Below are 12,093 nucleotides of genomic sequence, written 5' to 3' on the forward strand. Positions count from 1 at the left end.
GTCGCGGCCTACAGTCGGATCGCAAAAACCGTGGCGTCGTCGCGCCCGCGGCAGAAGTCGCGATGCACCAGCGCCGTGACCAGTGCGGGATGGCGGGATACCAGTCCCGGGTAATCCTTCAGGCTCCAGCGCGACTGCAGCCCGTCGCTGTGCATCACCAGCAACCGGCCGGCCACCTGCGGAAAATCGAACGCCTGCGCGCGGCGGGTCTGCACGCCGACAATGCCCGGATGCGAAGCCAGCCCGCGTGAGCCCTCGGGCAGGTGCACGCTGCCGGAGATGTTGCCGATGCCGGCGTAACGCAGGCCGGCGGTGCGCGCATCGAAACGCGCCAGCGCCACGGCGCCGCCGCGTCCGCCCTGCATGGCCTGCGCCAGCGTGCCCATCAGGGTGACGGGATCCTCCATCGGTTCGGCCAGCCACGTCGCGACGGCAACCCGTGCCGCCTCGTGCGCCGCCTCACCGTGGCCCAGGCCATCGACCACGATGGCGGCGATACGCTGGTCGTCCAGCGCCAGCGCCCAGCCGTCGCCGGACACCTCCTCGCTATGCAAGGCATGGTGACTGGCGCCGAAGCGGATATCCGCCTTGCCGAAGCCCTTGGGATAGAGGCGGGCGAGCACGATCGCGCCGCGTGGGTCGGCATACATGTCCATGACATCGGACTGGCGCTTGACCGCGCCCAGGCCTTCGCCCCGCGTGCCGCCCGTGGAGAAGCCGTCGGGCAGGCAGTCCACCAGATTGAACCCGGGGCCGCGATCCACCGCAATCACTTCCACCCCGCGCGCGCCGATGCCGTCCAGCGCAGCGATATGCAGCTCGCCGCCCTTCGCATGCTTGAGCACATTGGTGGCCAGTTCGGTCGCGACCAGGGCGACGCGTCCCGCGTCGGTGGCATCGAAGCCCGCCTCGGCCGCCACCTGCTGGGCCACGCGCCGCGCATGTCCGATCTGGCTGGTTTCCTCGATGGGCACGACGCGCGTCAGGCTGCCGCTGAGGGTTACGTCCATTTGCAGATCATGACGCGCGTGCCGGCGCCCGGGGCGCTGTCCACGGAAAATTCGTCGACCAGTCGCTTGGCGCCGGTGAGGCCCAGGCCCAGGCCACCGCCCGAGGTCCACCCGTCGGTCATGGCCAGCTTCATGTCGGGGATGCCGGGACCCTCGTCGCGGAACAGCAGGCGCAGGCCCTTGCGTCCGTCTTCCTGCAGGATTTCCCAGTCCATGTCGCCGCCACCGCCATAGATGACGGTGTTGCGTGCCAGTTCGCTGGCCGCGGTGATCAGCTTGGTCTGGTCGACCAGGCGCAGGCCGCATTCCACCGCCAGCTTGCGCGTGGTCTGGCGCGCGAGCACCACATCCTGCTCGATGCCGACCGGTTGCGATCCGCTGCGGACGACCGTCATTGACGTTGCACGCGTTCGCGCAGCAGCTTCATGCCCCGCTCCACGTCCAGCGCGGTGATCACGCCGGGCAGCGTGAGGCCCAGTTCCACGAGGGTGATGGCGACGGCCGGCTGCATGCCGACCAGCACGGTTTCCGCGTCCATGATCTTGGACAGGCCGGAGATGGTGCCGATCATGCGGCCGATGAAGGAATCCACGATGTCCAGCGCCGAGATGTCGATCAGCACGCCGCGCGCGGACGTGGCGCTGATGCGCTCGGCCAGGTCGTCCTGCAGCGTGAGGGCCAGCTGGTCGTGCATGTCAACCTGGATGGTGACCAGGAGGAACTCGCCCATGCGCAGGATAGGGATGCGGTCCATGGCGTCAGGCGGCCTTGGAGACGGTGACGCCCTGGCGCTTCAGCGCGAGCGCCAGGGCGTCGGCGAGGTTGGCCTTGGTCACGATGCCCTGCAGGTCCAGGCCCAGGTGCACGATGGTCTGCGCGATCTGCGGGCGCACGCCGCTGATGATGGCGTCGGCGCCCATGAGGCGGATCGCGGTGACCGTCTTGAGCAGGTGCTGGGCCACCAGCGTATCCACGGTGGGCACGCCGGTGATGTCGATGATGGCGATTTCCGAGCCGGTTTCCACGATGCGCTGCAGCAGCGACTCCATGACCACCTGGGTGCGCTGCGAATCAAGCGTGCCGATCATGGGCAGCGCCAGCACGCCGTCCCACAGCTTCACCACCGGGGTGGACAGCTCCAGCAGTTCTTCCTGCTGGCGGGCGATGACTTCCTCGCGCGACTTCTGGAAGGCGCGGATGGTGTGCATGCCCAGCGCGTCGATCAGCTCCGAAATAGCCCAAAGCTGGTTGCCCAGCTCGGTCGGGTCGGTGGCGTATTCGCGCTGCAGCAGATCGAACAGCGGACGCTTGAGCGAGAAGATGAAGCTGGCCGTGCTCTGCGAGTCGAAACCCTGCATGGCGCGGCTGCGCGAGAGTTTCTCGAGGAACACCCGGGTTTCCGACCATTCCTGGTTGGCCAGCGTGGCGTCGCCCACATAGGCGCCGCCGACCAGCAGGCGCAGGAAGTCACGCGTCTGGGCGTCGAACTCGAGATGGTTGAGGCGGGAATCGCGCGACACGCCACTGGCGTCCAGGTTGACCTTCCAGCTGGCGAGGATATTCGCCTCGTTGGAACGAATGGCTTCGACGGTCTGCTGGCTGAGTGCGGTCATGGTGATCCCCCTGTAAAGCTATATGATGCGTGGGCACAAGGCGCAATGGAATAGCACCCGGGCACCCCCTGACGTTGACAAGGCATTCACGCCAGAACCGGTATCTGCCTCGCCGTTCCTTCCTTCAAAAGTACCCGCCCCATGACATCACAGTCCAAGCTTGTCGTTCTGCTCGTCGAGGACGATGACGCCATCCGCGAACTGACCGCGATGATCCTCGAAGGGGACTACGAGGTGCACACCGCGCGCAACGGCGACGAAGCGGAAAAGTGGCTGGAAACGGGCAAGGCCAACCTGCTGTTCACCGACGTGCGCATGCCGGGCACGGTCACGGGACAGGAGCTGGCCCGTCGGCACAGCGACATGCCGATTCTGGTCACCTCCGGCGAGGCGAAGGAACAGCACGAATGGGTGCAGGAGCCGATGGGCTACCTGGCCAAGCCGTACGACCGCAAATCCCTGCTGGCCGCCATCGAGCGTCTGGCCGCCTGATCGATCAGCCGCGATCGATCACCCGGGCAATCCGGTTGTCACGGAAGACGAACTCCGACGTACCCTGCATCTCGATGATGGTGCCCGCGCCAGGTCCGTCCGGGATGTCCTCGGCGATCTCGCCGTGGAAATCGATGGTGGCGACCACCGCGTCGCCGTCGTCGCGCAGGTCCACCAGGGTCTGCTTGCGCGAGGCGAACAGCGCCGCCCCCACCCGCGCCAGTTTCTCGAAATCCGCCTTGCCGTCCGTGGCCACCGCCAGCTGGTCGGCCACATGGTGCTCGAAGCGCACGTCGTCGGTGAGCGTCACCAGCATGCCCTCGACGTCGAAACGGTTATAGGCGTCGATGTACGCCCCGATCAGGGCCTGATGGTAGTCGGCGGTCATGCGGTGGATCCTCGGGTGGCGTCGGGCGCGTGGCGCTCGCGAAAGAAGTCGATGAAAACGCGCAGCTTGCGCGGCATGTGCACGCGGCTGGGATAGTACACATGGAACGGCGCGTAGGTGGGCCAGCACGCCTCCAGCACCGGTACCAGACGACCCGCGGCCAGGTCGTCACGCACCAGCGCCTCGAAGTGGCATCCGATGCCCACGCCGGCCCGCGCCGCCTTCAACAGCACCTCGCCGTCATTGCTGACCATGGCCGGGCGGGTATCCCGCTCCACGATGCGGCCATCGTCCAGGAACTCCCACGGCATCAGGCTGCGGTCGTTGGCCAGGCGGATGCTGGTGCAGCGATGCCCCGAAAGGTCGGCCAGGTCCACCGGCGTGCCGTGCCGCGCCACGTAGCCGGGCGAGGCGAAGGTGGCCAGGCGCTGGGGTCCGCCCACCGGCACGGCCACCACGCCCTGCGCCAGGCTCTCGCCGATGCGGAAACCGGCGTCGAAGCCGCCGTCCACCAGGTCGACGAAGGTGTTATCGCAGTGCAGGTCCACCACCACGTCCGGATAGGCCGCCACGAAGTCCGCCAGGTGCGGCAGCACGATCACCTCCGCGATCACCCGCGGCAGGTTGATACGCAGCAGGCCGGCCGCCGATGCGCGCGATTCGTTCACCGACTCGACCGCCTGGGCCAGTGCCGCCAGCGCGGGTTGCGCATCGTCGAGGAAACGCCGGCCGATCTCGGTGATGCCGACCCGCCGCGTGGTGCGGTCGAGCAGGCGCACGCCCAGGCGACCTTCCAGGGCCCGCACCGTCTGGGACAGGGCCGAGGGCGACACACCCAGCTCGGCGGCCGCGCGGGTGAAGCTGGCATGGTGCGCGACACGCGCGAAGGCGGCGATGGCGGGCAGCAGTTCGGAGGACATCGCGCAGCCATTATGAAGCCGGGCTTCATAGCCTATGCCGCGCCGGCCGATTTATCCACGCCAGCCACGCGCCTATCGTCGGAGTCTGTTTCCTCTCCACAGGACGGCACGATGAGCACGCGACTGAACGACTACCTCACCCTCGGCCGCTCCGGCCTGCGCGTCAGCCCGGTGTCGCTGGGCACGATGACCTTCGGCGACGACTGGGGCTGGGGTGCCGCCGAAGCGGAATCCCGCCGCATGCTGGATCTCTACATGGAACGCGGCGGCAACTTCATCGACACCGCCAACTTCTATACCGGCGGCACGTCCGAGACCCTGCTGGGCAAGTTCCTCGCCGGTCGCCGCGAACAGGCGGTGGTCGCCACGAAGTATTCGCTGGCGACGGAACCGGGCAACCCCAATGCCGGCGGCAACCACCGGCGCAACATGGTGCGCGCCGTGGAGGCCAGCCTGCGTCGCCTGGACACCGACTACATCGACCTCTACTACCTGCACGTATGGGACGGCCTGGTGCCGGTCGATGAGGTGATGCGCGGCTTCGACGACCTGGTCAGCGCGGGCAAGATCGTCTACGCCGGCATCTCCGATACGCCCGCCTGGCAGGTGGCGCGCATGCAGACGCTGGCCGACCTGCGCGGCTGGGCACCGCTGGTCGCCCTGCAGATCGAGCACAGCCTGATCGAGCGGACCGTGGAGCACGACCTGCTGCCCATGGCCCACGAACTGGGCCTGGGCGTGCTGGCCTGGTCGCCGCTGGGCAGCGGCGTGCTCAGTGGCAAGTACACCCGCGAGGACATCGCCCGGCACAAGGATGCCGATCCGTGGAACGGCACGCGCGCGGCGGTGGCCGCCGGCATGGGCGCGCTCAGCGAGCACAACCTCGACATCGTGGACGTGCTGCGCGAGGTCGCCGAGGATGTCGGCCACTCGGTGCCGCAGACCGCCATCGCGTGGCTGCTGGCGCGGCAGATGCCCAAGGTCATCCCGATTTTGGGCGCACGCACCGCGGCCCAGTTCGAGGAGAACCTGGGCGCGCTGGAGGTCACCCTCACCGAGGCGCACGTCCAACGCCTGGACGAAGCGAGCGCCATCGCTCCCGTCTTCCCCCACAGCTTCCTGCCGAAGGTGCTGCCACAGGTGTTCGGCGGGCAAAGCATCACCCGGCCGCGCTGATCGACATCGGGACGGAAGCGTTTGCGGGCCCGGGCGGTTCCCCGTATGTTCGTCGCTTCGTCCCGACCCGAGCACCCCGATGACCCTTCCGCAGGAGCCGTCACCCGAGCACCTCAGGCGCAGCCTGTCCAACCGCCACCTGCAGCTGATCGCCATCGGCGGGGCCATCGGCACCGGGCTGTTCATGGGCTCGGGCAAGACGATCAGCCTGGCCGGGCCGTCCATCCTGTTCGTGTACCTGATCATCGGCGTGATGCTGTTCTTCGTCATGCGGGCGATGGGCGAGCTGCTGCTGTCCAACCTCGAGTACAAGTCGTTCATCGACTTCTGCACCGACCTGCTGGGGCCCTGGGCCGGTTTCTATTGCGGGTGGACCTACTGGTTCTGCTGGATCATCACCGCCATCGCGGACGTGATCGCCATCTCCTCGTACGCGCAGTTCTGGTTTCCCGGGCTGGCCCCGTGGGTGCCGGCGGTGCTGTGCGTGCTACTGCTGCTGGTGCTCAACCTCACCACGGTGAAGCTGTTCGGCGAGCTGGAATTCTGGTTCGCGCTGATCAAGATCGTGGCGATCTGCGCGCTGATCGTCACCGGCTTCGGCATGATGGCCTGGGCCTTCACCTCGCCCGACGGGCACGTGGCCTCGCTGTCCAACCTGTGGGCGGACGGGGGCTTCTTCCCCATGGGCATCGGTGGGTTCTTCGCCGGTTTCCAGATCGCCGTGTTCGCCTTCGTCGGCATCGAGCTGGTCGGCACCACGGCCGCCGAGACGGCCGACCCGGAGCGCAACCTGCCCAAGGCGATCAACTCGATCCCCGTGCGCATCATCCTGTTCTACGTGCTGTCGCTGGTGGTGATCATGTCGGTGACGCCGTGGCGCCAGGTGGTGCCGGGCAAGAGCCCCTTCGTCGAGCTGTTCCTGCTGGCCGGCATCCCCGCCGCGGCCAGCCTGATCAACTTCGTGGTGCTCACCTCGGCCACCTCGTCGGCCAACAGCGGCATCTTCTCCACCAGCCGCATGCTGTTCGGCCTGGCCGAGGAAGGCCACGCACCGTCGGCGTTCCGTCGGCTGTCCCGCGCCGCGGTGCCCTCGCGCGGCTTGCTGTTCTCGTGCCTCTGCCTGCTCGGCGGCGCCATGCTGATCGCCGTGGTACCCAATCTCGTCACCGCGTTCACGCTGGTCACGACGCTGGCGGCCATCCTCTTCATGTTCGTGTGGTCGCTGATCCTGGCGGCGTACATCGCCTATCGGCGCCAGCGTCCGGAGCTGCACGCCGTGTCGTCGTACAAGATGCCCGGCGGCGTGGTGATGTGCTGGGTGTGCCTGGCCTTCTTCGCCTTCGTGCTGGGCCTGCTGGCCCTGGAAAGCGACACCCGCCAGGCGCTCATCGCCAGCCCGGCCTGGTTCGCCCTGCTGGCGATCGGCTACGCGCTGCGCCGCCGCAAGGCGTAAACCCGCCAGCGCCTCACCTGTGTGAAGGCCTTCACACGCGCTGGCACAGGCATTGCTGCGATATCCCCGGGGGCCGACGCGCGTCGGTTCCCCGTCGCCTCACCGGGGAAATCCAGCACCCATGCCGCCGTACCGTCATTGCGCGTCACGTCAGAAACTGCCCATCCTTGCCGCCCTCGGGGTCGGCACGGGGCTGCTCGTGTTTTCGTCGTCCTCCGCGGCGGCCGTCATCGACGGCAGCATGCTCACCTCCACGCGCACCGCCATGCTGGACGACGCCCGGCAGATCCGCGCAACCGTGTTGCGCCACTCGCTGGTGCAGGAAGAAGGCGGCACACGGGACGACGGCCTGTGGACGTCCACCTGGGGCCACTGGGGCGACCATGACCGTAACAACGAAGCCGCCCGCCTGCGCAGCAATGGCGGCGGCGTACTGGGTGGCGTGGACCGCGACCTGGGCGAGGCCCATGTCGGCCTGATCGCCGGCGCGGGCACCCTCACCGCACGCACGCCAGGCGCGGACGTGCAGTCCAAGACCTCCATCGTCGGCGTGTATGCCGCGGGCGCCCACGGTGCGTGGCACTGGCAGGGCGGCGTCAGCTATTCATGGAGCCAGTTGCAGAGCCACCGCCGCGCCAGCGTGGCCGGCCTGGGCATCGGCAACACCGCCTCCGCACGCTACGACAGCGGCGTTGCGCAGGCCTGGCTGGACGGCGGCTACCGCATCGGTTTCGACCGCGGCTCGATCACCCCGTTCGTCAACCTCGCGCGGGCCCAGCTGCACCAGGATCCCATCCACGAGACCAACGACATCGCCGCGCTGCGCGTCGATGCCAACCGCGGCCATGTCGACATCGGCACGATCGGCGTGCGCGGCGCCATGCAGTTCGCCGATGGCGTGGTGGGGCATGCCGGCGTCGGCGTGCAGCAGGCCTGGGGCGACGACGTGCGCCCCGTGGACACGCAGCGTTACGCCAGCGGTGGCGATCCGTTCCGCGCCATCGGCGTGCCGACACCGCGCCACGCGGTGGTAGCCGATGTCGGTATCGCCTTCGCCACCAGCAAGGGCACCTCGGTGGACGCGAGCTACCGCGGCATGTTCGGCGGCGGCGCGAAGGACCAGGGCGTACGGATCAGCGTCACCGTGCGCTGGTAACGCCGCATGGCAGGCTCAATGTTCCTCCGGCGGCGGCACCGGCACCATCGACGAGAGCAGGAAGGCGCCGCGTTTCACCTCGACATACACCGAGGCCACCGGCTCCAGCGCGTCGCCTTTCAGGCGCCAGGCCGAGACGATCCAGTCGTTGTTGACGCGCCAGCCGACATGGCCGTGGTCGATGTAGCCCAGCAGGGTTTCGCCGCGGAAGGTAAGCGGGAAGACATCGGCATCCTCGCTGTATTCAGCCATCACCCCGTCGACATAGCCGGTGCCGAAGTCCGGAAGAGCGGGCGACATGCCGCCATCCGCTTTCGCCATACTCTTGCCGCCCTTCGCTGCGGCGACCAGCGCATCGTAGGTAGCCTTGTCCTTGCCGGTGAGGTTGCGCGCCAGCGTGGCCGCCATCGGGCTGCGGTCGTAACGCGTGACCGACGCCATGGCCGTCGTGGCGAAGTCGTCGCACGGCGACTGCTTCGGGGCGCACGCGCTGCCCTTCACCGACAATGCATGGTCGAAGCGTGCGACCAGCCGTGCATCCTTGCCGAAAGCCTTGCCCTCCCAGACCGCGGTTTGCAGGATCATTTCATCCGGCGAGGGATAAGCCTGCCACAGCGCGACATACGTGTCGCCGATCTTCGCCAGGTCGTGCGTCGACATGCAGTCGGCACCCCACGACGCCGGGGCCTCCACGGCGATGGCCTTCGTGCCTTCGATACGGAACGGTGTTTCCTCCCAGCAATGCATCGTGCCCTGCAGGGAAGCCACCGCACTGACCGGCGAGCCGGGCAACTTGCGCCACTGTGCGGAACCGTCCGCGGCCGCCAGCGCCGCCGCGACCGCCTTGTCCGGCTGATAGGGAAAATCGCCCGGCTTTTCCAGATCCATCTCTTTCGCACGCGTCACGGGCACACCGTGCTCGCCGAGCTGGTCGAGCACGTCGCGCGAACCGTCCGACGCCTTGCCCAAGGCCGCGCGGATGCGATCCAGCGGCGCCGGTGCCGGCGTGTCCAGACCCTTGAGCACGTCGATCCGTTCGCGATAGCCGCCCACCGTGTCCGGCAACGGCTTGCCCGGCGCCTGGCGCAGCTGCGACCACACGGCGGCATCGCGCTCGGCCAGCCAGTGGCGCTGATCCAGTTTCAGGGCATCGGCCATGCCGGGATGCGCGGAGAGGGCCGCGCGGAACGCCTGGCCCAGCTCGCCATCCAGCGCGGACACCTTCGGCGAGGCGCAGATCGCTTTCTCGACCGGGGTGCCGGCCTTGGCGCAGTCGAAGCCGGCGGCGTGTGCCAGCACCGGGGAGCACAAGAGCACGGCAAGGGCGATAGATCGGGTCGGGGTCGGCACGGGAGGCATGTCCTCAAGAGGGAGTGGATGGCAAGACGTCCAAATCTACCGGCACCGCGTGAAGACAGGTTCACAACTGCGTCCCCAAATGTAGGGTTTCGCCTACAGGAATTCCGGCAACAACCCGCTATATTCCACACTGTCCAGCGACGTGCCAAGGGGGTGCGCAACGTTCGGACGAGGGGAACCACCATGGCAGTCCCGTATAGCGCCCGCGTGCGCCCTTCCTTGCTGCGTGACCTCCCGGGAGACCGGCGATGAGGTTCACCAAGCCTGTGCGTTTTCGGCATGACGACGCACTGACACGCATCCCGTGGGACGAGTTCGGGCGCCTGGTGGCCACGCATTACCGTGAGCAGGGCTACGTGGTGGAACACACCGGCGGTCGCGCCGGACGCCATCGCGCGGAAGACGCCATGGACCTGACCCTCACGCGCGGCGCCACATCCATCATCGTCCAGTGCCGCCACTGGGTCGCCCAGCAGGTGCCGCACCAGGACGTTCGCCAGCTGGTCAACGCCATGCCGGCCGCCGGCGCCAGCCAGGTCATCGCCATTACCTCGGGCGAGTTCAGCCGCTCGGCCGTGGAGTTCGCCGAGCGCCTGCCCCACGTCACGCTGATCGACGGCATGCGCATCCGCGCCATCCTGGGCAAGGTGCCCGAGCCGCCCCTGCCCGTGCTGCTGCCGGGTGGCGTGCCGCCGTGGGCCGAGGATGCGGATCACCTGCGCAGCCGTGCGCCCATGGTCGCCGCCGTGGGCGCGGTGATCGTCATGGGCCTGATGCTGTGCGTGATGTACGGCGTGTACATCCACGAGATCCAGCGCGCGCAGATGCAGTCGATGCAGGCCACCGCCACGCATGCGGCGACGGTGGCGATGCCCTGAGCGGTCAGAACACCCAGTTGAGCGCAAGCCGCGCCGACTGGTCCTTCGCCGCACTGGCGAACTGACCGTTCCACGACGCATCCACGGTCACCGTGGGCGTGGCCAGGAAGCGGATGCCCGCCACACCGACGCCGGCGTTCTCCGCGATGGGTGTACCCAGCGACTCGATGGTGGTGCCGCCCGCGATGAAGCGCTGGCGACGGGCAGGCTGCGTATCGCCCGCCGCATGCTGCCAACCCACGCTGCCGAATATCCCGAAGCGGCCATCCTCGCCGAAGTCCTTGCGGCCGCGCAGGCCCAGCGTGCCGTAGGTGACGTCGCTCTTGTCGCTCATCACGTGCAACGCCGCGAAAACGCCGCGTTCGTTCACCGAGCCCGTGCGCAACTGCTGCTGCGCCAGGCTGAGGAACGGTGCCAGCCCGCCGGTATCCCAGCGGAACTCGTAGGCCGCCTCGACGAAACCCTGCAACGCCTGGCTCTTCATGCTGCCTGCCAGCCGGGCGGCCAGCGTACCCAGGTCCACCACCGTGCGATGCGTATCCATGTCGTAGCGCGTGTAGATCCCGCCCGCCTGGATCAGCACGTTGCCGTACTGGCCGCCGCCGTAGATCGCGGCGGTCAGCGAGCGGCCACTGGCCGACTCGTCACGCGTATCCGCGGAGACACGACCGCCGCCCAGCGCAACACCGAGACGCGACTGTGCCCCAACGCCCATGTCGGCACCCACCATCACACCGCTGCCCTTGGTGTCCAGCCTGGCCGCGTTGCCGTCCTCGTCGTGGTGGCCGCGATGGCCCCACGCCGATGCCCACGTGGCCACAGCGTCTTCGGTCTGGTCGGCGTACTGAGTAATAAGGTGCTGGTTGATCGCCTCGCGCTGGAAGCGGCCATCATCGGCCAGTGCGCCGGGCAGGTTGGCGTGGATATCGCCGGAGAGCGGCGCCCCCGAGGCGTCCTGCGCGAACGCGGGTGACAGGGAGACACAAAGGCCGGCGGCCAGCAGCGCCTGGCAAAGCCGCGGGGAGCCGGTCCCTGCGGGACGGTGAGTACGGTTCATTCGTTTTTTTCCACTGAATGCCTGGGCAGTAGCGCCGATGCAGGCGGCAATTATCGACGAAGTGAAGGGCGGGAAACGAGTGCTGATACGATCTTCGTCATCGCCGCTGGGAAAAATTCGCCGTGGACAACAACGCAGGCGTTATCGCCGTCGACCATACGGGCTTCGTCGTGTCATCGCTGGACGACGCCATACGCTTCTGGACAGAGGCCCTCGGTTTCACGCTCGAGCGCCAGTCGGAGATGGGCGGCACGTTCCTGCATCAGGTCACAGGCGTCGATGATCCTCTCGTGCGCACGGCTATCGTCAGGGCACCGGATGGTTACATGGTCGAGCTGCTGGCGTACTCGCAGGGTGCTCGCCATGGTTCGGCGCCGGAAAGTGCGGGGGCCATCGGTGCCGTGCACCTGGCGCTGGCGGTGCGTGACATACATGCGGCGATCGCGCGCATCGAGGCGGCGGGGTGGATGGTGAAAGGGAGTCCTCAGGCGATTCCCGGTGGGCCAAGGCAAGGGACGCTGGTGGTGTATGTGTCGGGGCCGGACAACATCACGTTGGAGCTGATGCAGTTGCCTGGCGGTTGACGGTACC

General features: G+C 67.9%; 14 protein-coding genes. 6 read left to right on the forward strand and 8 right to left on the reverse strand.

Annotation, left to right across the window (positions count from 1 at the left end; genetic code table 11):
- Positions 1–8: 8 nt before the first annotated feature.
- From AB8808_RS17930 to AB8808_RS17945, 4 genes are read right to left on the reverse strand one after another with little or no spacing between them, the layout of a single operon-like run.
- Positions 9–1,010, reverse strand: coding sequence for an ATP-binding protein (locus tag AB8808_RS17930; RefSeq protein WP_369930905.1), 1,002 nt, complete (start codon positions 1,008–1,010; stop codon positions 9–11).
- Positions 1,001–1,405, reverse strand: a complete 405-nt coding sequence (locus AB8808_RS17935) for an anti-sigma regulatory factor (RefSeq protein WP_036139707.1) — start codon at positions 1,403–1,405, stop codon at positions 1,001–1,003. Before AB8808_RS17935 ends, AB8808_RS17930 begins: the two co-directional genes overlap by 10 nt.
- Entirely contained in the window at positions 1,402–1,764 is a 363-nt protein-coding gene (locus AB8808_RS17940; protein ID WP_036139705.1) for an STAS domain-containing protein, read from the reverse strand. Before AB8808_RS17940 ends, AB8808_RS17935 begins: the two co-directional genes overlap by 4 nt.
- Positions 1,765–1,768: 4 nt before the next feature.
- The gene (locus tag AB8808_RS17945) at positions 1,769–2,623 is read right to left on the reverse strand and encodes an STAS domain-containing protein (protein WP_369930906.1); all 855 of its coding nucleotides are present in this window, start codon (positions 2,621–2,623) and stop codon (positions 1,769–1,771) included.
- Positions 2,624–2,764: 141 nt separating this feature from the next.
- Here AB8808_RS17945 and AB8808_RS17950 point away from each other — a divergent pair, with 141 nt between their 5' ends.
- Positions 2,765–3,115, forward strand: coding sequence for a response regulator (locus AB8808_RS17950; RefSeq protein WP_369930907.1), 351 nt, complete (start codon positions 2,765–2,767; stop codon positions 3,113–3,115).
- A gap of 4 nt (positions 3,116–3,119) precedes the next feature.
- On the opposite strand, the gene AB8808_RS17955 is transcribed toward AB8808_RS17950, so the two are convergent.
- Together AB8808_RS17955 and AB8808_RS17960 are read right to left on the reverse strand one after the other, a co-directional pair.
- Positions 3,120–3,503 carry a nuclear transport factor 2 family protein gene (locus AB8808_RS17955; protein WP_369930908.1) on the reverse strand — a complete coding sequence of 128 codons (384 nt, stop codon included), beginning with the start codon at positions 3,501–3,503 and terminating at the stop codon, positions 3,120–3,122.
- On the reverse strand, positions 3,500–4,423 hold the full coding sequence (locus tag AB8808_RS17960) for a LysR family transcriptional regulator (RefSeq protein ID WP_369930909.1): 924 nt from the start codon (positions 4,421–4,423) through the stop codon (positions 3,500–3,502). Before AB8808_RS17960 ends, AB8808_RS17955 begins: the two co-directional genes overlap by 4 nt.
- Positions 4,424–4,534: 111 nt before the next feature.
- Here AB8808_RS17960 and AB8808_RS17965 point away from each other — a divergent pair, with 111 nt between their 5' ends.
- The 3 genes from AB8808_RS17965 (at position 4,535) to AB8808_RS17975 (ending at position 8,208) form a co-directional block, all read left to right on the forward strand.
- Positions 4,535–5,599: an aldo/keto reductase gene (locus AB8808_RS17965; RefSeq protein WP_369930910.1), complete on the forward strand. Its 1,065-nt coding sequence runs from the start codon at positions 4,535–4,537 to the stop codon at positions 5,597–5,599.
- A gap of 79 nt (positions 5,600–5,678) precedes the next feature.
- Entirely contained in the window at positions 5,679–7,052 is a 1,374-nt protein-coding gene (gene cycA, locus AB8808_RS17970; protein WP_369930911.1) for a D-serine/D-alanine/glycine transporter, read from the forward strand.
- Between the two features lie 121 nt (positions 7,053–7,173).
- Positions 7,174–8,208 (forward strand): autotransporter outer membrane beta-barrel domain-containing protein, encoded by a 1,035-nt coding sequence (locus AB8808_RS17975; protein WP_369930912.1) that lies wholly within the window; start codon positions 7,174–7,176, stop codon positions 8,206–8,208.
- A gap of 15 nt (positions 8,209–8,223) precedes the next feature.
- Here AB8808_RS17975 and AB8808_RS17980 read toward each other — a convergent pair whose 3' ends face one another.
- A complete protein-coding gene (locus AB8808_RS17980; protein ID WP_369930913.1) occupies positions 8,224–9,558 on the reverse strand; it encodes a lysozyme inhibitor LprI family protein in 1,335 nt (444 codons plus the stop codon).
- Positions 9,559–9,815: 257 nt separating this feature from the next.
- Here AB8808_RS17980 and AB8808_RS17985 point away from each other — a divergent pair, with 257 nt between their 5' ends.
- Positions 9,816–10,445 (forward strand): restriction endonuclease, encoded by a 630-nt coding sequence (locus AB8808_RS17985; protein ID WP_369930915.1) that lies wholly within the window; start codon positions 9,816–9,818, stop codon positions 10,443–10,445.
- A 4-nt stretch (positions 10,446–10,449) separates the two neighbouring features.
- On the opposite strand, the gene AB8808_RS17990 is transcribed toward AB8808_RS17985, so the two are convergent.
- Positions 10,450–11,502: an autotransporter outer membrane beta-barrel domain-containing protein gene (locus AB8808_RS17990; RefSeq protein WP_369930916.1), complete on the reverse strand. Its 1,053-nt coding sequence runs from the start codon at positions 11,500–11,502 to the stop codon at positions 10,450–10,452.
- Between the two features lie 122 nt (positions 11,503–11,624).
- On the opposite strand from AB8808_RS17990, the gene AB8808_RS17995 reads away from it, so the two are divergent.
- Positions 11,625–12,086, forward strand: a complete 462-nt coding sequence (locus AB8808_RS17995) for a VOC family protein (RefSeq protein WP_369930917.1) — start codon at positions 11,625–11,627, stop codon at positions 12,084–12,086.
- Positions 12,087–12,093 lie beyond the last annotated feature (7 nt).

Source organism: Xanthomonas sp. NCPPB 2632 (genome assembly GCF_041228075.2).
Classification (GTDB): Bacteria; Pseudomonadota; Gammaproteobacteria; order Xanthomonadales; family Rhodanobacteraceae; genus Luteibacter.